At 50.7% G+C, this 20,118-nt stretch carries 20 protein-coding genes; 13 read left to right on the top strand and 7 right to left on the bottom strand.

Features of this window, described 5'->3' with window-relative positions:
* Positions 1-24 precede the first annotated feature (24 nt).
* The 3 genes from ABJM21_RS10995 to ABJM21_RS10985 are packed head-to-tail and all read left to right on the top strand — an operon-like array spanning position 25 to position 1,676.
* On the top strand, positions 25-798 hold the full coding sequence (locus ABJM21_RS10995; RefSeq protein ID WP_348301105.1) for an SDR family oxidoreductase: 774 nt from the start codon (positions 25-27) through the stop codon (positions 796-798).
* 12 nt (positions 799-810) lie between these two features.
* Complete coding sequence (locus ABJM21_RS10990; protein WP_348301106.1) at positions 811-960, top strand: DUF2256 domain-containing protein; 150 nt, start codon at positions 811-813, stop codon at positions 958-960.
* 59 nt (positions 961-1,019) lie between these two features.
* A complete protein-coding gene (locus tag ABJM21_RS10985) occupies positions 1,020-1,676 on the top strand; it encodes a LuxR C-terminal-related transcriptional regulator (protein WP_348301107.1) in 657 nt (218 codons plus the stop codon).
* A 170-nt stretch (positions 1,677-1,846) separates the two neighbouring features.
* Here ABJM21_RS10985 and purN read toward each other — a convergent pair whose 3' ends face one another.
* Entirely contained in the window at positions 1,847-2,812 is a 966-nt protein-coding gene (purN, locus tag ABJM21_RS10980) for a phosphoribosylglycinamide formyltransferase (RefSeq protein WP_348301108.1), read from the bottom strand.
* Between the two features lie 6 nt (positions 2,813-2,818).
* Entirely contained in the window at positions 2,819-3,925 is a 1,107-nt protein-coding gene (purM, locus tag ABJM21_RS10975) for a phosphoribosylformylglycinamidine cyclo-ligase (RefSeq protein WP_348301109.1), read from the bottom strand.
* 62 nt (positions 3,926-3,987) lie between these two features.
* Here purM and ABJM21_RS10970 point away from each other — a divergent pair, with 62 nt between their 5' ends.
* The 4 genes from ABJM21_RS10970 to ABJM21_RS10955 are packed head-to-tail and all read left to right on the top strand — an operon-like array spanning position 3,988 to position 9,669.
* The gene (locus ABJM21_RS10970; RefSeq protein WP_348382157.1) at positions 3,988-5,319 is read left to right on the top strand and encodes a heavy-metal-associated domain-containing protein; all 1,332 of its coding nucleotides are present in this window, start codon (positions 3,988-3,990) and stop codon (positions 5,317-5,319) included.
* Entirely contained in the window at positions 5,316-5,966 is a 651-nt protein-coding gene (locus tag ABJM21_RS10965; protein WP_348301111.1) for a DnaA/Hda family protein, read from the top strand. The genes ABJM21_RS10970 and ABJM21_RS10965 overlap by 4 nt, the downstream gene beginning before the upstream one ends.
* On the top strand, positions 5,967-8,150 hold the full coding sequence (locus ABJM21_RS10960; RefSeq protein ID WP_348301112.1) for an RNA degradosome polyphosphate kinase: 2,184 nt from the start codon (positions 5,967-5,969) through the stop codon (positions 8,148-8,150).
* Between the two features lie 28 nt (positions 8,151-8,178).
* Entirely contained in the window at positions 8,179-9,669 is a 1,491-nt protein-coding gene (locus tag ABJM21_RS10955; protein WP_348382303.1) for a Ppx/GppA family phosphatase, read from the top strand.
* A gap of 5 nt (positions 9,670-9,674) precedes the next feature.
* On the opposite strand, the gene ABJM21_RS10950 is transcribed toward ABJM21_RS10955, so the two are convergent.
* Together ABJM21_RS10950 and rnd are read right to left on the bottom strand one after the other, a co-directional pair.
* A complete protein-coding gene (locus ABJM21_RS10950) occupies positions 9,675-9,983 on the bottom strand; it encodes an I78 family peptidase inhibitor (RefSeq protein ID WP_348301114.1) in 309 nt (102 codons plus the stop codon).
* Positions 9,980-11,170, bottom strand: coding sequence for a ribonuclease D (gene rnd / locus ABJM21_RS10945; RefSeq protein ID WP_348301115.1), 1,191 nt, complete (start codon positions 11,168-11,170; stop codon positions 9,980-9,982). Before rnd ends, ABJM21_RS10950 begins: the two co-directional genes overlap by 4 nt.
* Positions 11,171-11,370: 200 nt before the next feature.
* Here rnd and aspS point away from each other — a divergent pair, with 200 nt between their 5' ends.
* From aspS to ABJM21_RS10925, 4 genes are all read left to right on the top strand, one after another.
* Entirely contained in the window at positions 11,371-13,155 is a 1,785-nt protein-coding gene (aspS, locus tag ABJM21_RS10940) for an aspartate--tRNA ligase (protein ID WP_348301116.1), read from the top strand.
* A complete protein-coding gene (locus ABJM21_RS10935; RefSeq protein ID WP_348301117.1) occupies positions 13,152-14,030 on the top strand; it encodes an alpha/beta hydrolase in 879 nt (292 codons plus the stop codon). Before aspS ends, ABJM21_RS10935 begins: the two co-directional genes overlap by 4 nt.
* 116 nt (positions 14,031-14,146) lie before the next feature.
* Positions 14,147-15,142: a hypothetical protein gene (locus tag ABJM21_RS10930; RefSeq protein WP_348301118.1), complete on the top strand. Its 996-nt coding sequence runs from the start codon at positions 14,147-14,149 to the stop codon at positions 15,140-15,142.
* 88 nt (positions 15,143-15,230) lie between these two features.
* Complete coding sequence (locus ABJM21_RS10925) at positions 15,231-16,019, top strand: polyphosphate kinase (RefSeq protein WP_348301119.1); 789 nt, start codon at positions 15,231-15,233, stop codon at positions 16,017-16,019.
* On the opposite strand, the gene ABJM21_RS10920 is transcribed toward ABJM21_RS10925, so the two are convergent.
* The gene (locus ABJM21_RS10920) at positions 16,004-16,786 is read right to left on the bottom strand and encodes a DUF2189 domain-containing protein (protein ID WP_348301120.1); all 783 of its coding nucleotides are present in this window, start codon (positions 16,784-16,786) and stop codon (positions 16,004-16,006) included. The genes ABJM21_RS10925 and ABJM21_RS10920 overlap by 16 nt on opposite strands.
* A gap of 435 nt (positions 16,787-17,221) precedes the next feature.
* Between ABJM21_RS10920 and ABJM21_RS10915 the strand changes: the two genes are divergently transcribed.
* Positions 17,222-17,401 (top strand): hypothetical protein, encoded by a 180-nt coding sequence (locus ABJM21_RS10915; protein WP_348301121.1) that lies wholly within the window; start codon positions 17,222-17,224, stop codon positions 17,399-17,401.
* A gap of 968 nt (positions 17,402-18,369) precedes the next feature.
* On the opposite strand, the gene ABJM21_RS10910 is transcribed toward ABJM21_RS10915, so the two are convergent.
* Entirely contained in the window at positions 18,370-18,957 is a 588-nt protein-coding gene (locus ABJM21_RS10910) for a hypothetical protein (protein WP_348117264.1), read from the bottom strand.
* 416 nt (positions 18,958-19,373) lie between these two features.
* Here ABJM21_RS10910 and ABJM21_RS10905 point away from each other — a divergent pair, with 416 nt between their 5' ends.
* Positions 19,374-19,685: a hypothetical protein gene (locus ABJM21_RS10905; protein WP_348117261.1), complete on the top strand. Its 312-nt coding sequence runs from the start codon at positions 19,374-19,376 to the stop codon at positions 19,683-19,685.
* 9 nt (positions 19,686-19,694) lie between these two features.
* Here the strand turns inward: ABJM21_RS10905 and ABJM21_RS10900 are convergent, their stop codons facing one another.
* Positions 19,695-20,021: a hypothetical protein gene (locus ABJM21_RS10900; RefSeq protein ID WP_348117259.1), complete on the bottom strand. Its 327-nt coding sequence runs from the start codon at positions 20,019-20,021 to the stop codon at positions 19,695-19,697.
* Positions 20,022-20,118 lie beyond the last annotated feature (97 nt).

Genomic DNA, 20,118 nt, shown 5'->3' with positions numbered 1-20,118 from the left:
TTGGCAAAAAAGAGAGGGACAAACATGGGCAGGCTGCAAGGCAAAGTTGCTATCATCACCGGCGCGGCAAAAGGATTGGGAGAGGCCGATGCCCGCATGTTCGCGCGGGAAGGGGCTACAGTCATCTTAACCGATATGGATCAGGAAAATGGCGCGCGCGTGGCGTCCGAAATTGGCTCTTCTGCTGAATTTCATTTGCAGGACGTTCGAAATGAGTCCGCATGGGAAGACTTGATTGCAGATGTCGTGTCTCGGCATGGAAAACTTGATGTACTCGTTAACAATGCGGGCGTGGTCGAGCCTGGTACGATCGAGACCCAAACAGCCGAAGAATGGCGTTTTGTGATGGCGGTCAGCGCCGATGGGACTTTTTTTGGATGCAAATATGCGGTGCCAGCGATGAAGGCTTCTGGCGGAGGTTCGATCATCAACATGGCATCAATCGCCTCAGTGCAGGGGGAGCCTGTTGTAGCTGCCTATGCAGCCGCAAAAGGGGCGGTAGAAAGCCTGACTCGCAGCATAGCGGTACATTGCGCCAATAATGGCTACAATATTCGCTGCAACAGCGTCCATCCGGCTGGCATATTGACGCCCATGGTCGAGGAAATTGGACCCAAGATGATGGGTAGAGAGGATTTGCGCCCGGCTAGCGAGGGGCCAGCTGCGAGCGCTTTGGGGGAGCCCGATGACATTGCCAATACGGTGCTATTTTTAGCCTCGGATGAATCGAAATTTATCAATGGCGCGGCGATCAGGGTCGATAATGCAAAATCGGTAGTGGAGGGTGTGGTTCCATAGTATCGCGCTGAAATGCCAGCGAAGAAACAAATCAAGAAGCATCATCTTCCGCAAAAGGTCTGCGAGACTTGCGGACGACCATTTGCTTGGCGCAAGAAATGGAAAGATGTTTGGGATGATGTGAAATACTGCTCGAAACGTTGCAGCAATGGAGCAAATTAGCCTCAAATATCGAGGCATTCCGCTTGCCATGGCGGATGAGTATGGACTAAGTTTACATCATGACGGCAGAGGATGGGAATAATAACATAGAGCAGCAATCAGTCCCCAAGGTTGATTTGCCCAAAACCACTGTGAGAGCGTTGATTGACAACAGCCCGATCGCTTCGGTGATTAGCAATCCGAGGTTGCCTGACAATCCGATTGTGGCATCTAATCAGGCGTTTTCAGATCTAACGGGCTACCAGCCTGAATTTATTATCGGTAGAAATTGCAGGTTTCTGGCTGGATCTGCGACTGAACCCTGGCTGACGGAGGAAATTCGTCGCGGAGTCCGAGAGCACAAACCGGTATTGGTCGAAATATTAAATTATAAAAATGACGGCACACCTTTTCAAAATGCTGTTCTGGTCGCTCCTTTGTTTGATGAAAAAGGGGAACTCGAGTATTTTCTAGGATCTCAGGTCGAGATAGATGGTGATAAGCCAAGTCTCGCCAAGGCACGACGAATGAGGGCTACCGAGATAGTAAAAGACCTTTCAAACAGGCAAAGAGAGGTCTTAAACTTCATCGCCAAGGGGTTGTTAAACAAGCAAATTGCTCATGAACTGAATTTGAGTGAGCGTACGATAAAAATGCACCGTGCGATCTTGATGAAGAGGCTGGATGCGCCCAGCGCTGCTGATATGGTGCGGCTGGCGGTTGAAGCAGGAATGTAAGTAAAACGACTACGGCCCTAATACCGTATCGGTTTTCGCAAGATCATGGGCTAATTAGTCCTTAAGCATCGCGGATCAAACAGTCATCCCAGATCCAAGATTTCCGGCGGCAAATCCTCCCTCCTCCTTGTCGCTCAGGATTTTAGTTTTTTTCCGCGATGCGAATTTTCTTAAAAATCGTCAGCGATATCCATCATTTTGGTCAACCTTTTAGGGGCCACCATACGCCAGCTTTTCTTCAAAGAATCTGCAACATGTCCCCAATCCGTTCGGCCGGTATCAAGACGAATGGCTATCCAACCTGATTTGCCATAAAATTTGGGGGCAAAATATAGGTCGGGGTCCGCATCTAACAGAGCGCTTTGTTCATCTAGGCCGCTAGTTTTAACAAATACCGATGTGCCAGTTTCGCCGAAATGGCGGCGCGAGAAATAGGCAAAATATTTTCCAGTCTTTTCACTGCCAACCCGCCACCCGGGGGTGCCAAAGCTGGGACGCTCATGGGTTTCTTCAAGGGCCAATGCACGGTCGCGAACCTGATCCAATATCCAATTGGGGTCCGCCTCCCGGCTAACATATTTGGTGAGTGCCGCTGGATAGAGCTGATGCTCGGCAATCAGGACACGATCGGCGAGTGTATCTGCTGTATCGTCAGGCATTATGGTAACTGCAGTTTGTGCCAGCACGGGCCCATCATCCAGTTCAGGGGTGACAAGATGCACGCTGCAACCCGCATGCGTATCATCGGCGTCTAAGGCGCGCTGGTAGGTATCAAGGCCCTTATATTTGGGTAAAAGGCTAGGGTGGATGTTCAACATCCGGTCTTGCCATTTGCTGACAAAATCATCGCTTAGAATGCGCATATAGCCCGCTAGTGCTATATATTCAGCGCCCACGTTTGTGACGGCTTCATGGAGGATCTGGTCATGCTCTGAACGTTTCAGGCCTTTGTGGGGATGGACGAAAGTCTCAATGCCCTCAGCCTCGGCGAGCTTCAGGCCCGGAGCCTCAGGGTCGTTAGAAGCTACCAATATAATCTCATAGGGACAGTCAACCGCCTTTGCGGCATAAACTAGAGCTGCCATGTTCGATCCTCGGCCGGAAATCAGGACGGCGACTTTTGCTCGTTCTGTCATCCTGCATCAACCACTATGAGTTGCGGACCAATCGCTCCGGGCTGACCATGTCCCGGCGTTGCCGGCAACAGTACAACCCTTTGTGCCTTCTGCAACAACACCGACCTGATGCACAGATTCGCCTGTAGCTTCCAATTCTGCAGACACCGAAGCGATATCGTTTGGCGATACGGCCAATATCATGCCGATGCCGCAATTGAAGGTGCGGGCCATTTCTTCTGATTCGATATTTCCTTGCGCCTGCAGGAATGCCATTAGCCGCGGCTGATCCCAACTGCTGGCATCAACATGCGCGTGCAGACCATCTGGCAGCATGCGCGGAATATTTTCCAGCAATCCGCCGCCGGTTATGTGGGCAAGGGCCTTGATTCGGCCTGATTGCATAAGCGGCAGCAGAGACTTTACGTAAATCCGGGTCGGAGCGATCAAAGCTTCGATCAACAATATGTCAGGGTCGAAAAGGGCTGGGCGGTCCAATTTCCATCCCTTATCTTCTGCCAACCTTCGGACGAGCGAGTAACCATTGGAATGGATGCCTGATGAGCTCAGGCCCAGCAATATGTCGCCATCTGCAAGCTGTGCGCCGGTTAATGCTTTCTCGCGTTCGACAGCACCGACGCAAAAGCCCGCTAGATCATAGTCGCCAGCAGCATACATGCCCGGCATTTCTGCGGTCTCACCGCCGATTAAGGCGCAGCCTGACATTTTACAGCCCTCCGCTATGCCCGCGACGACTCGTTCCGCGACTCCGCTTTCCAATTTCCCGGTTGCAAAATAATCCAGGAAAAATAGCGGTTCTGCACCCTGTACGATAAGATCGTTGACGCACATCGCAACCAGATCAATGCCGACGCTATCATGGCGATCATAGTCGATCGCTAATTTCAGCTTGGTTCCGACGCCGTCATTGGCCGCTACCAATAGCGGGTCATCGTAACCAGCTGCCTTCAGGTCAAAAAAACCGCCAAAGCCGCCCAGTTCTGCATTGGCGCCCGCACGTGCGGTAGCCTTGGCGAGCGGAGCGATCGCCTTTACTAGCGCGTTTCCTGCCTCAATCGATACACCGGCTTTCGCATAAGTGTAAGATTCCGGTTCATTTAGTTTGTCACTCATAAAATAGGCGATTAGACAAGTCGTGGGTGGATTTCCACGTCATAATCGTCAAAAGAGCGGAAATGAGATTTTTGACTAGTTTTAAATACCGATTTGGTGCCCTGTTTGCGTTGATTGGACTGGCGACTGCCGGGCTGGTCTACGCGCAGCTGGAAGGCACAGAACGCGGTGTAGCACCGCTTGCCAGTAGCGGTGATTTCGAGGTTTTCGGCGTTGAAGTGAATACGCGCGGGAAAAATGCTTTCGAAGCGCGCCAAAAAGGTTGGGAAGAGGCGCAGCGGAAAGCATGGGTCATGCTCTATGCCCGCACGCAAGGCGGCAAGACAGCTGGGCTTTCCGATAGCGCATTGAACAACATTGTCTCTGCAATCATTGTGGAAGAAGAGCAAATCGGACCAACCCGCTATATTGCGAGATTGGGCGTTATGTTTGACCGTGCCCGTGCTGGACAGATTTTGGGCGTCGGGGGCAGGCGACTCAGATCCCCGCCCTTGCTCGTCCTGCCAATCATGTGGAGTGAAGGCTCACCTCAGGTGTTTGAAAACAAGACCGAATGGCAAAAGGCATGGGCACGGTTCCGTGCTGGCGACAGTGCGATAGATTATGTCCGCCCCTATGGCTCCGACAGCGAATCATTGATGCTGACAGCAGGACAAGCGGAGCGTCATGATCGGCGATGGTGGCGGATGATATTGGATCAATTCGGAGCGGCCGATGTCATTGTCCCGATTGTTCGGATGCATTACGAATATCCGGGCGGGCCGGTAACGGGGCGATTTAGCGCGCGCTATGGGCCGGATAACAAATACATTGAAAGCTTCACGTTGAAGACAGAGTCCAGCGGCGGCATTCCGGCGATGATGGATCAGGCGATTGAGCGTCTGGATAAAATTTACACCAGCGCCTTGTCTCGCGGGGTTCTACGGACCGACAAGTCGCTTGTTATCGACAATGACGGATTTGATCTTGAAGCACTAGAGAAAGAAATTGAGGCAGAGTTGGCCTCTGAAGCCAGCAGTATTCCAACGGGATCGTCTAGCGGCAGTGATGCGAATGGCGCTGGAACCGATAGCGGCAATGCCGTTGCTGCAACCAGTTCGGCAATAACGGTCAATGTTCAGTTTGATACCCCAGACGTTGGTGCTGTCGGTCGCGGCGAGGCTTCTGTTCGCTCTGTTTCCGGTGTTTCATCAGCTGCCACATCCAGCCTTGCATTGGGTGGTGTTTCAGTAATGCGGGTATCATATACCGGTAATCTGTCAGATCTGGCTTCGGCACTCCGCTCCAAAGGCTGGCAAGTGCAGCAGGGTTCCGGGGCGCTGCGGATATCTAGGGGTGGTAGTGCACCATCTGGTCCGGCAGCGGATTCCGGGAGTGACGAGCAGGATCAGTGACTCAGATAGCCCTTCCTCTTGATATCGAGCCAAGCTCGCAGGATGAAGGCTATCTTGTGACGGACTGCAACAAGCAGGCGCACGAGCAATTGGAAAATTGGAGCAGTTGGCCAAACGCAACCGCTATATTAATTGGTGCACATGGCGCCGGCAAACTTGCAATGGCTCAGAAATTTGCAAGTCAAAGCGGTGGTCGGTTTGTCGCAAATGCACATAAAGCGGCGGATGATGACCTTTTCCATCTCTGGAATCAGTCACAAGCGGACAAATTTCCACTTTTGTTGATGTCTTCGCGGGAAGTATCGAACTGGAAGGTTGCGCTTCCCGACCTCAAATCGCGTTTAGCAGCGTCATTGCTGATAGAAATTGGCGCTCCAGACGGAGCAATGATTGAGGGCTTGCTTCAGAAATATTTCTCGCTGCGTGGCCTCTCGATTTCGGAAGATGCTATGGCTTATCTCGGTAAAAGAATGGAACGCAGTTATCGTGATATTCAGCTTTTGGCGCAATTGATGGACAATCTTGCTATAGAGAGGAAGAAACCGATTACGCGTGCGATAGCCATGGAAGCCTTTTCACAGCATCAGTCCATGACCGAAGAGCATGGCGAAGAATCAGAAATAAATCAGAATAATGAGGAAGGTTGAATGGATAGTCTCGCCCCCCAGACTCCAAAATCCGATGATGAAAATGAAAGCCCTGCATATGTTGAGGACGGCGGTTTAGAGCGCTATTTTAACCGCGAAATTAGCTGGCTTGGGTTTAACGAGCGGGTCATTGATGAAGCGCAGAATAGTTCGCATCCTTTGCTCGAACGGCTCCGTTTCCTGTCCATATCCGGAAATAATCTAGATGAATTTTTCATGGTGCGTTTTGCCGGACTGGTCGGTCAGTTTCGTCAAAATATTGAAGAACGATCGGCTGACGGATTGACGGCAAGTCAACAATTGCAGGCCATCGCTACCCAGAGCAACACTTTGACGTCCAATCAGCAAAAAGTATGGGACCAGCTTGTTAGCGCGCTTGCAGAACAAGATATCTATGTACTGCCGGCAACCGAGCTCGATGATGTAAATGATGCCTGGCTGAAAAAGCACTTCATGGATCAGATATTTCCGGTCCTGACTCCCCAGGCATTGGACCCGGCTCATCCTTTTCCTTTCATCCCGAATAAGGGCTTAAGTCTGGTATTCGACCTTGTCCGGCAATCCGACAGCCAGCGTATTCGTGAATTGGTGATGATCCCATCTGGCCTGCCGCGCTTCATTCGTATGCCTGGTAAGACCGCGACTTATGTTTCCGTCGAATCTGTCATCCAATGCTATTCCGCTCAAATTTTCCCTGGCTATGACGTGACCAATAGCGGCCTTTTCCGGATCATTCGTGACAGCGATATAGAAGTGGAAGAAGAAGCCGAAGACCTTGTCCGTTATTTCCGGAGTGCGATCAAACGTCGGCGCCGTGGGGATGTTATTCGCCTCGAAATGGGATCGGATTTGTCAGAACCCGTTGTTGCGATGCTGCGTGAAAATTTATTGACAGAGGGGGCTACTGAAAGCCGGATCAATGGCTTGGTTGGTATTGGCGATCTCGACCTGTTGGTCGATGAGGACAGGCCAGATCAAAAATTCACACCTTATAGTCCGCGCTTTCCGGAGCGGATTCGTGATCATGGCGGAGATTGTTTCGCGGCGATTCGCGACAAGGATATTTTGGTCCATCACCCTTATGAGTCATTTGAGGTGGTGATCGAATTCCTTCGGCAGGCCGCAGCCGATCCAGACGTAGTCGCAATCAAGCAGACGCTTTATCGTGCCGGCAAGCAGTCCGCAGTGATCCGCGCATTGATTGATGCAGCAGAGGCCGGCAAGTCGGTAACTGCCGTCGTTGAGCTCAAAGCACGGTTTGATGAAGAACAGAATCTGCTTTGGGCTAGTGCGCTTGAGCGTGCAGGTGTCCAGGTCGTTTACGGCTTTATTGAGTGGAAAACCCATGCCAAAATTTCGATGGTCGTGCGCAAGGAACAAGAAGGTTATCGGACCTATTGTCACTTTGGCACGGGTAATTATCATCCGGTAACCGCCAAAATCTACACGGATTTGAGCTTTTTTACAGCCGATCCCAAAGCGGCGCGCGATGCTGCGCAGTTGTTTAATTACATTACCGGCTATGTTGAGCCGGAGAAACTGGAAATGATCTCCATGTCACCGCGCTATATGCGGAATGATCTCATGGACCTGATCGATCGAGAAATCGCGAATGTACGGGCAGGCAAGCCCGGGATGATCTGGGCGAAGATGAATTCACTTGTTGACCCAGCGCTAATCGAAAAGCTCTACACAGCAAGCAATGCGGGCGTTGAAATCGACTTGGTCATTCGCGGTATCTGTTGCTTGCGTCCCGGTGTACCAGGGATGTCCGACCATATCCGCGTCAAATCGGTAGTTGGCCGCTTTCTGGAACATAGCCGGATATGGGCCTTTGGTAACGGAAGCGATCTGCCCAATAATGACGCGGCCCTTTACATTAGCTCTGCCGATTGGATGCCGCGAAATCTGGATCGCCGCGTCGAATATATGATGCCTATCACCAACGAAACCGTCCACGATCAAATATTGGATCAGGTCATGGTTGCGAACCTCATAGACGACGAGCAGAGCTGGGAGCTTAACCCCGACGGCAGCTATGTGCGGGTTGAACCGTCCGAGAAACCGTTCAACCTCCATCGATACTTTATGACCAATCCGTCGCTATCTGGTCGTGGTAAGGCTTTGAGCAAAAGCAACGCGGTGCCGCGATTGTCGCTTCGCCGCCGCAAGAAAAAAGCCTGATCGCGATTGCCAGATGCAGGTCGGGGGATTGCAAATAACCAGGAAGAGAAAGACACCGCGAATAAACCGCCGGACCGCGATTGTTGATATCGGTTCTAACTCAATCCGTTTGGTTGTCTATCAAGGGCCGGCCCGTGTACCTGCGATATTGTTCAATGAAAAAGTCATGGCGGGCCTGGGCAAAAATCTCTCTACAACCGGATCTATTGACGAGGATTCCATGGCTTTGGCTGTGCAGGCGCTCGAGCGGTTTTATCGGCTTTGCATTCAAATGGACGTGGATTCGATCAAATGTTTCGCGACCGCTGCGGTTCGCGATGCTAGCAATGGTAATGAACTACTCAAAGCTGCGACAAAAATCGGCTTTGATACCAAAGTATTGCAGGGCGAAGAAGAAGCCGAATTGGCCGGGCTTGGCGTGATCTCAGCAATGCCCGGTGCCAAAGGTATAGTGGGTGATCTGGGCGGCGGCAGTCTTGAATTGGCGATGATCGACAAGGGCAAGGTGCTGGAGCGCTATAGCTTTCCACTTGGCGTGCTGCGCGTCGCAGACTTGCGAGCGAAGGGCAAAGACAAGCTAAAACGTCAAGTGCGCAAGATGCTCAAAAAAACCGGTTGGGATAAAGACGGACAAGACTTGCCCTTTTATCTCGTCGGTGGTTCCTGGCGTTCGCTGGCCCGGCTCGACATGTTTGATAGCGGCTATCCACTTCCGGTGATCCACCATTACGAAATGCAGCCGGAGCGCGCCAGACGCCTAGTCCGCCAGCTCGCCCGTATGAACAAGGCCAAGCTCAAAGCCGTTCCCGGCCTTTCCACGTCGCGGATACCAACATTGGATGATGCCGCATGGTTGTTGTCATTCATCATTCGCTATCTGGGCAGCAGCACGATGATAGTTTCCGCTTATGGTGTGCGCGAAGGATTACTTTTTCAGAATGTCAGCAAATCGGAAAGCAAACGCGATCCACTACTGCTGGCGACTGAAGAATCTGGAGCTGTACAGGCACGCTTCCCCGCAAACAGTAAATTGCTGGGCAAGTGGATCGCCCCGATTTTTGCAGAAGATCCGCCGGAATGGCAACGTATCCGACAAGCCGCTTGCAATTTGGGTGATGTCGCTTGGCGCGCCAATCCTAATTTTCGCGCCGAGCGCGGACTGGTTATGGGGCTGCATGGCAATTGGATTGGCATCACCGGTGCCGAACGGGAATTGCTGGGGCAAGCGCTGTTTACCAGCTTTGGCGGTGGGAATAATATCTTCCCGGGTGGCGGCAAGTTGGCGAGCGCAAAAGCAACCCAGCGCGCCATTTGCTGGGGTTTAGCGATGCGCCTGGGTCAAAGGCTCAGCGGCGGGACTCGCAATCCGTTAGAGCAAACACAGCTTCGCAAAATTGACTGTAGGTTGGAAATCATAATGGCTGCCGACTTGCGCGACCTTTACGGAGATGCTGTCGCAAAGCGGCATGTACAGTTGGCTAATATGCTCGATCTCGAACCAGTTCTGGTAACTGAATAAGCCTTTTATCCGCAGTTAATGCGTGTGATCACCATCGTATCATCATATTCGATATTAAGGCGGTCCTGCCGATAATCCATGGTCACGGCACTGCGCGGCGCTATCCAGCGCAGGTTTTTTGCGCCGGATTTTTTCAGTGCACTTGCACCTATCTCAGTATTTGCGCGCTGCCCCACATATATGTTTAGATCATCCGCTTTGCACATATATCCCGGTGTGACACCGCGCTCCGGTATTTCGGGTTCCGATCCATTGGTCGAACAGGCAACCAAAGCAGCGCAACATAGAGCAATAGGAATACATCGTTTTATCATTCAGCCGCTTCGCCATCCGTTTCCGGCTGATGGGTCATTTGCAACTTTCCGTCTTTGACCGTGAAGCTCATCCGTCCTTCGATCAGGTCGATCGCATCCCGTCCAAATTCTTCATAACGCCAGCCTTCGAGTAGTGCAACACCGTTGCGTTCGCCGCCGACTATGCGTTCGAGATCATCGGCACGCGCCAGTAATTTCGATGCAACATTCATTTCCGCCGATCGGATTTTGAGCAGCAGCTTCAAAAGGTCCGCAACCAGGGCATTTTCCTTGCTGAATTTCGGACGCCGGCTATTGCGCTCAGGCAATTCGTCCTTTGATAGTGGCTCGGCATTGGCCAATGCTGTCATCAATCGTTCGCCAATTTCGTTGTTCTTCCAACCAGATGACAGACCGCGTACCTGCGATAATTTATGCTGATCCTTGGGTGGATGAGCGGCAATATCTGCCAGCGTCTCATCACGCATGATCCGGCCACGCGGCATGTCCTTGGACTGGGCCTCTTTTTCTCGCCAGGCGGCCAGCGCTTTAAGACGGCCCAGCGCCTCGAGGTTGCGACCCTGAAATTTGACACGCCGCCAAGAATTTTTAGGATCATTCACATAATTTGCAGGATCGGCGAGCTTTTCCATCTCGGCATTGATCCACATGCCGCGACCGGTTTTGATCAGTTTTTCTAGCATCATTGAAAAAATCTTGGACAGATGTGTGACATCACCAATGGCATATTCAATCTGCCGGTCGTTCAGCGGACGCCGCGACCAATCGGTAAAGCGGGCGCCTTTGTCCAGCGTGATACCAAGCCAGCTATCAACGAGATTGGCATAGCCAATTTGCTCGCTCGGTCCCAAAGCCATGGCCGCGACCTGTGTATCAAAAATAGGATGCGGCGTTTTACCCGTCATATTGTGGATAATCTCCACATCCTGACCGCCAGCGTGGAAGATTTTCAGAACATCTTCATTGTCGACGAGCAAGTCGAGCAAGGGCTTCAAGTCAACGCCTTTGGCCAACGGGTCGATGGCTGCAGCTTCCTTGCCATCAGAAATCTGGATGAGGCAGAGGATCGGCCAATAGGTATTTTCGCGCATGAACTCTGTATCGACCGCAACAAACTCAGCGGTCGAAAAGCGTTCGCAAATATCGGCAATATCCTGACTGTCAGTCAGTAAAGGATGAATTTTCATGCCGCATCTATACAAGCTGAGCCGAGTGTCGCAAACATTTCCGATAGAGATTGTCTATTATCAATAACTGTGTTCTGCCTTTTGCTACGGGCAATTTATGGCCTTCCATTGTACCTTCCTCCTTGACAAAAGTGGCTTTGGCCTGTGTTACGCCCCATAAGTTTCCAACCGGGAAACATTTCAATTATCAAAGGTTCATCATGCACGCATATCGCTCCCACAATTGTTCACAGCTTCGCGCCGCCAATGTTGGCGAAGAAGTCCGCCTGTCCGGCTGGGTTCACAACATTCGCGATCATGGCAATTTGCTCTTTGTTGACTTGCGTGACCATTTTGGTCTGACGCAGATTGTCAGTGAAGAAGGTAGCGATGCGTTCAAGCTGTTGGACTCGGCGCGCAAAGAATCGGTCATTACCGTCACCGGTAAGGTCGCGGCGCGCTCGGCAGAGACAGTTAACTCCAACCTCCCGACGGGCCAAGTTGAACTGGTGGCCGAAGCTGTCGAAATGCAGGGGCCTGCAGATGAATTGCCGATGCCGGTCTTTGGCGAACAAGAATATCCGGAAGATATCCGCTTGCGTTATCGTTTTCTCGATCTGCGGCGGGAGAAAGTCCACGCCAACATGATGCTGCGCTCCAAGGTGATCGCTTCGCTGCGCAACCGTATGGTGGAACAGGGCTTTACAGAGTTTCAGACCCCGATCCTGACCGCTTCATCTCCGGAAGGCGCGCGCGATTATTTGGTGCCAAGCCGTGTGCATCCCGGCAAATTCTACGCGCTGCCACAGGCACCGCAGATGTTTAAACAGATGCTGATGGTCGCAGGCTTTGATCGCTATTTCCAAATCGCACCGTGCTTCCGCGATGAAGACGCACGGGCAGATCGTTCTCCCGGTGAATTTTACCAGCTCGACCTCGAGATGAGTTTTGTAACGCAGGAAGATGTGTTCCAGGCGCTGGAACCTGTGCTGGCTGGTGTGTTTGAAGAATTTGCCAATGGCAAATCGGTAACGCCTGCCGGTGAGTTTCCACGTATCCCTTACAAAGAGTCGATGCTGAAATATGGCTCGGATAAGCCCGATCTTCGGAACCCGATCATCATTCAGGATGTGTCGGATCATTTCAAAGGTTCCGGCTTTGGCCTGTTTGACAAGATTACCGCATCCGGTGGCACTGTGCGCGCTTTTGTCGCACCCGAAGCCGGCAAAAACAGCCGCAAATTCTTTGATGACATGAATAACTGGGCACGCGGCGAAGGCTTTGCGGGTCTCGGTTACATTAACATGAAAGAGGGTGCCGCTGGCGGACCAATTGCCAAAAACCATGGTGAAGAAGGCACGGCTAAATTGCTGGCTGATCTCGGCTGTGGACCTGATGACGGTGTATTCTTTGCTGCTGGCAAGGAAGCGGAAGCTGCAAAACTGGCTGGTGTCGCGCGTACTCGTGCAGCCGAACAACTAGGCTTGATCAACGAGAATGAATTTAAATTCTGCTGGGTCGTTGATTATCCAATGTATGAATATGACGAGGAATTGAAGAAGCTCGACTTCTCGCACAACCCGTTCTCGATGCCGCAGGGCGAGATGGATGCGTTGGAGAATAAAGATCCGCTCGATATTCTGGCTTGGCAATATGATATTGTCTGCAACGGTATCGAGCTGTCATCCGGCGCTATCCGGAACCACCGTCCCGACATCATGTATAAGGCGTTTGAAATTGCTGGTTATGATAAGGCCGCTGTCGACAGGGAGTTTTCCGGCATGATCAACGCACTGAAATATGGCGCGCCACCACATGGCGGGTCTGCGCCGGGTGTTGACAGAATCGTGATGCTGCTGGCCGATGAGCCCAATATCCGCGAGGTCGTGCTCTTCCCGATGAACCAGAAAGCGGAAGATTTGATGATGAGCGCCCCAAGTGGCGTATCGCCCAAGCAATTGCGCGAACTGCATATCCGTGTCGTGGAGCCGCCGAAAGAGGGATGAACGCAGCGGGGCAGCCAACAGAAAACCGGTTTCAACAGGGCGATACGGATCTCTGCTATTTCGAGTGGGGCAATCCGGATCATCAGACGATCCTGATGGTCCATGCCACTGGCTTTCATGCGCGCTGCTGGGACAAAACAATCGCGGCCTTGCCTTCCGGCTATCATGTCATTGCGGTGGATCAGCGCGGCCATGGCCGTAGCGCCAAGCCTGATAGCTTAAGCGAGTGGAGTCTGATGGCGCGTGATATTCGCGCGTTCGTCGATGGGCTTGATCTGCAAAACATCGTCGGCGTGGGGCACAGCATGGGTGCCCATGTGATCGTGCAGGTTGCGGACGTTATGCCAGAGCGGTTTGAACGGCTTGTGCTGGTCGATCCGACCATTACAGAACCAGAGGCCTACCAAAATCCGCCAGCATTGGCAGATATCGATCCCAACCAGAACCCGGTATCGCGGCGGCGCAATAGCTGGGCATCTCCGGAAGCAATGTTCGCTGCTTTCAAGGATCGTCACCCCTTCAGCCTTTGGCAGCCTGATGTGCTGATGGATTATTGCCAATATGGCCTATTGCCGGCCGATGATGGAAACGGTTTCGTTCTTGCCTGTCCGTCCTATCTTGAAGCATCGGTCTACGAAGGCTTTCGTTCGGTGGATCCCTATCCGTTGGTCAAGCGGAACATATTACCCGTCGTCATATTGCGCGCGCAGTCCGTGGATGATGATGTCACAGCGGCGCGTGACTTTGCCAACAGTCCGACTTGGCCGAACCTGGTAAACATATATCCAAATGCGCAGGAAGTTCACATGCCGGAGCTTTCGCACTTCATGCCGATGCAGGACCCCAAGCGTATAGCAGGCTATATCGCCGCCTGAATCAGCATCTGATCCAGCGTTCATTCAACATGGTACCTTTCTGAACGATCTCGTAATTGTCCATTCACCTATATTGGGATAAATCCACAGGGTGAATGACTTAGAGGGGCTATATAATGCGAATTCTGTCTATAAGTAAAATGGCTTCGGTCGGTTTGACTGCACTATGTCTGGCCGCGACTGCGCAAGCGGAAACTTTGCGCGTGGAGGGGCTCTATCCCGCCAGAGCGCCAGATGTCGCGTCGATCAAGTCCATAGCTATTGATCGCTTTGGCGGCAGCGATGGTACGGCTCTCGCCTTTGCCATTGAGGACAGGTTGAGCGATGTCGAAATTGACGCTGCACCCTATTTCAAAATTATGACGGGACGTTCGGCGATTGAACCGGAAGCAACGCTATCAGGCACAGCTACAGCCGGTATCGAAGAATATGAAACACGCGAATATCGGGAACGCTGCATTGAGCGCAATGACAAGGGCAAGTGCGAAAAACGCAAAAGCATTAAGGTACTTTGCCTCAAACGCGTGATCGATTTTCAGGCGCAGGTCCGATTATCCCGTTTCCGTGACGGCCAAACCATTTATTCCGATCGCAAATCCGATGGCAATGAACAGACAGTCTGTGGTCGTAAGGAAAGCTATTCGAGCAGCGAAGAGATTATTCGGAATATGATCAGCCGCGCTGCTAAGTCAGTGCGCCGGGACCTTGCTCCGATAGAAAAACGCCGGAATATCCGCGTGTTTGAAAGCCGCAAAGATATGGATAAGGCCACCGCTAACCTTTTTAAGGCGGCGATCAAGATGACCAAAACAGATGAGCAGGAAGCCTGTCGGATGTGGGACGAGGCGTCAGTGAACAGCGCGCCCCATCGATCCATCACCTATAATCGTGGTCTATGTGCGGAGAAAGACGGCGCGCTGGAAAAAGCTCTGACGCTCTATGGCGAAACTGGACAACTAGCGGGTAGCAAAACAGAGATTAAGCAGGCCATCCGCCGCGTTGAAGATCGTCAACGCGCATTGGATGACTGGGATATTCGCTTTGCCAGTTTGCAGGAGGACCGTTTGCAAGACGAGAGCGAAGCTGTTGCCACCGCAAAGACCGATGAGTGAACAGGGTTAACCGATTCGTTCTTTTTTCCGTCCTATAGTATGTCGTGCCGTCTGCTGATGCAGGCTGAAGAATATATTGAGGCGAAACATGAGCAAAAATATCAAACTGTCTGATTATGAGGACGGCAAGAAATTTGATGGTGATTATTCCGAGGCACTGAAAGAGGTGCAGGAGCGTCTAGCGCGTGTTCATTTTGAGCATATCATTCACGGGAATCGCACGATTTTGGTTTTTGAAGGATGGGATGCGGCTGGGAAGGGCGGCTGCATCCGCCGGATGACCGCCGAATGGGACCCTCGCTATTTTGAGGTTTATCCTATCGGCGCACCAACTAGGGAAGAGCTTGATCGGCACTTTCTCTGGCGCTTTTGGAAACGTTTGCCCGGTAGCCGCGAGATAGCTGTGTTCGACCGCAGCTGGTATGGACGCGTTCTGGTCGAGCGGGTGGAAGGCTTTTGCAGCAAGGCCGACTGGAAACGCGGCTATGATGAAATCAACGAATTTGAAGCGCAGCAAATTGACGGCGGAACAAATCTGATCAAATTATTCTTTCACACCACGCAGGACGAGCAAGACCAGCGCTTTACCGACCGTTTAAATACACCGGAAAAACGCTGGAAAATCACACATGACGATTTCCGCAACCGGTCAAAACGCGCTGACTATCTGGATGCGATGGAAGATATGTTCAAACAGACCGATACGCGCTGGGCACCGTGGAAAGTGATTGACGGCAATGACAAGAAAGCGGCCCGGATTGCTGCAATGATCTATGTCGCTAAAACGCTAGAGGCCGCGTTGCCGAGCGAATTGCCGGAAGCAGATCCAGAATTGGTGAAGCTGGCGGAAGAAGCCTTCGGTTATGAGGCGGATTGACTTACCGAGCGACGGTATAAATGCCATGTCGTGTGTCCCAGCACAGGTAGTACGATAAATAATCCCAAGAAAAGCGGGAGCATGGCGACAAACAGGACAATCGCAATCAGCGCAGCCCAAATCAGCATGACCAACTTGTTTGACCGCACCGTCGCCAAGCTCACGATGATTGCCGTGATAAAGTCAACTTCGCGATCGACCAACATTGGCAAGCTAATGACGGTGATAGCATAAAAGACAAGAGCCATCAGCGCACCTACGATACTGCCGACCACCAGCATGGCGATGCCCGCTGTCGTGCGAAACAGTTCAAGTGACTCTGACCCGATGCCGGATTCCGCCAGGAAGATCGCAAAGATACCATGTGCGACCATCAGCCAGAATGCAAAAGCGACAAACAGGATAACGCCCATGCTCAATATCTGCTCGTCGCCGCGGCCTCTCAGGGCTCCGAGGACCGCGCGCCAACTCATAAGCGTGCCAGCTTCCCGGCGGCGGCTGACTTCATAAAGGCCCACGGCCACAAAAGGTGCCAGGAGCGGGAAACTCGCCGCAAGCGGTACTAACCAAGCAATTTCGCCGCGCTCAAACAGTGCGAAATAGAGGAACAGTCCCGCAACCACATAGATGGCAGCAAAAAACAGCCCAAATATTGGATAGGCTTTGAAATCACTCCAACCTGCTGTAAGTGCAGCGCGAAGGTCACTTACCTTGAGATCGCTTGCGACCGTTGCCGGCGCGATCAGAGCTTGTTTGGCGGTGCTCATGACATTCCCTCCTCGTGGAAACGTCGTGAGATAATGCGCTAAATCATCGGCCATATCAAGTTTTGCAGGATGCAGCCTGTCAGTCGATGTCAGCCTCGTGTCCGTTTGGGTGACAAAAGCGAGAAATTGTCTATTTGCTAGTTTTCTTCCAACATTTGCCGCAATTGCGAGTTTCTACCTTCGGCATAGTGGCATTGTAAGGAAGTTGGAAACTCAACATAGTCCATTGAAATAATGGTGAGCCCTGCTGGGTTCGTTGAACGAGAATGCTATGAATAGGATAGGATTTAGTGGCAGCTTTATCCCGAAAGCAGACAGTCGCGATCGAACCTGGTGACGCAGTGCAATTATTTTGCCTTCGCCTTCCTATCGGAAGTCACCAGTGATTGGTTACTTTGGCCACCAAGATCAACAGAGCGCATCGAGAACTCCAACTTGCAGGACTTTCCGAAGGCACGTTTGCCGATCCGCCAGATTGTCTCGGCTGACGCTGGCGTGCCGCTTGGTATCACTACCGTTGTAACCGACACCAACATTGTCCTCATATCCTTCACGATAAAGGGCATGCAAAGAAAAAATGCAACCGGGGTTAATCTGGATTTGGAAGTTCCGTAAATTGATTTGGGCAACTTAGGCTGCCCGAACTGTTAAAACCCGCGTTAATCATCCCCACAATGAAGCGGTAAGTTTAACATCAACTTGAGGGGAGCGATCTTGTTACTGGTCCTTATTTGATCGCTCCCTTCTAAAACTCACACTATAATTTCTTACGCTGGGGCAACATGCCGATACCATCTCGCCTATCGGAATTAAGCTTCTTGCGAAGTTGTTTTCTGGGGAACCATATAGCGATCCAGAAAAGATATGAGCCTATTCCAAATTCTGCAGAATGAGGCGTCAGCGGCTTATTGGATCGCAAAATCTGATCTCTCACACACTACTTGTTCCACGCATTTGGTATTGTAAAAAAACAGACCTTCAGAATTCAATCAAAATACCGTTCTAATCATAATAGAGATCAGAATGGAATGAAATATGACCAATGCACAGCCCATTTCTAACGCCGACAATGGGCACGCCCTTGTTGAAAATCGAAAAGCCAGCCGGAAAAGCATCCAGGCCGAAATTTTCGTATCGCAGTCCGAAAACAAATTATACCGTGTAGTCCTCTCAGATATATCAGTGTCAGGATTCAAGATGACGAGTCGGCGAAGCCTGAATCCAAATCAAGCCGTCTTCATAAGATTGCCTGGGATCCGGTCGCTCAGTGCGACTATACAATGGGAAGGGTTCAAAGACTATGGCTGTCAGTTTACGCACGCATTGCATCCAAAAGTTTTTGAATATCTTTTGTCAAAATTGAATATTTCGGAAGTGGCTTCTGACTAAGCAATCCAAAGGAAAAACCTGAAGCATCTTCAAATAAAATCTCAAACAAATTATACCGACGCTTTGAAATAAATTGTGGGGCTATGCCACCACAATTTTCGGAAGCCTCTCAAAATAAATGCTACTTGTATATCGTTAGCTAAAGCAAGAGTGAACCGATTCAGAATTCAACCAAAAACACTGTTCACTTCTCATCAAGTTTCCAATTTCTTGTGGGCCCACAACTTCAATTCACGAACTATTTTTTTCTTGGAACCACTGACGTTCATAAAAATGGCATTCAGGGTAGCCGCCAAAAATTGCCGTAAATCAATCAGTGTATAGGGTGATTGATGCGCATCCAGTCCTTCGCTTGACAGAATCTGCATCATATCTTGGTGGGACAATAGCTTTACAGTTTCGCTCCAACCGTCTTCTCCTTTTAGCGACATTAAGTTGGAAAGCTCGACAATCAGAAAGCATTTAAACTCTGTGCTATCTTCTTCCTGATCTCTCAACACAACGCTTGCCACCGCTGACATGAACACATCTTCAAATTTAGTAATCTCATTGACGCTTCGGTCAGGAGTAGAGCCAATTTCCAAACAATCCAGCGCTAGACCAATTAAAAACAGGTCGCGCCATGAATAGGCAACCATATTGCCTTTACCCGTATTCGCGCCAGCAGGAAAACCAAGCCGCTGAAAATGCTGTAATCGCCCGCGGAATGCATTTTTCTTAGCTGGTATAATTTTATGCTTTTCTGAAAAAATCTCCAGAATTTCAGCATATGAAAATTGCATAACTCACCCATGTCCTATGGTTTTCGTGACAATTGAAATTTGGTTGAATAATATTGTTCTTGTTCATGAATTGCGTGCAATTCGTCAAACTAGCAAATAGTGTTGCGCCCAAAATGGTTCAATCGAACGAGATAAAACATCGGTCGAGGGTTGCAGAAATTTACGATATTTTCCTGACTCATCTGTCTGTATAACGCCGATAAGGGACGCCCATTCGCTGTCTATTGTCGAGCATCTCAACGGCTTTATGCTTATGCTCGGGCGCTAAAGGCGCATAGCGCAACGTCGTCGCATAATCGCTATGCTCAAGAAGTTCACGAATTTTGGACGATCGTGGATGAAGCGAACTACCTTAAAATTCTGTCGCGGCAGCCGTTACTGACTCTGAACTACTCTAGTATCAGGGAAAGGATAGCATGCTCTATTTTCACCGGCAGGTCACGTTGTCTCGCACAGCTAGATTGAAATTCGCGATCACTCCCATATTGGCTGCTTCTATGTTGATTTCGGCAAAGGCGGAAGAAAGTCTTGCCCGAAAGGGGGAGGTATCTGCGACAACCTATGCCAGTGCACAAATCCATGAACGGTTCGAGGTCCGGTCGAAGAATTTTGCGAAACCCGAAAGCCATGTTGATCAAAATTTACCGGATATCAGCCTTCGGGATTGTGATGCCGAGATACGGCATTTGATTAAAAATTGTGTCTTGATGATCTACGAGATCCAGTGATGATCAAGATCAGACATTGTTCTCAGTTTCCCCTTGTTGATCCGCCGCTTGTTCTAGTACGTTAATAGCTTCTTCGACTTTTATGGCTGCTATGGGATGATCGTTTTTGTCCAGTATCATCAGGATGTTTCGGAGCTTTTCAATTAAATTGAGTACGTCGATTTGGCTGTTACTCATATTAATCGACAGTGCCTTTCCCGGGTCAGCGGAACTGGTTTGGGTTACGCTTTTATAACATTGTTCGGGCAAATGAAGAAACACGATGCCTTTGTTAAGATCAAGGCCACTAATTACAACTGGCTGCGATTTCAACAAAAATACTGAGGTCTGTTCCAAATCGACTAGTCAACAGAATGGTTCCGAAATTGAAATATGAATCATGATGAATTTGTTCACCAAATGTTGAACATGGAACGTCCATATTTTCTCTGAA

The sequence above is a fragment of the Parasphingorhabdus sp. genome (assembly GCF_039977335.1).
Taxonomy (GTDB): domain Bacteria; phylum Pseudomonadota; class Alphaproteobacteria; order Sphingomonadales; family Sphingomonadaceae; genus Parasphingorhabdus.
The sequence above is the reverse complement of the archived record's forward strand: the minus strand, read 5'-3'. Positions and strand labels throughout refer to the sequence as shown.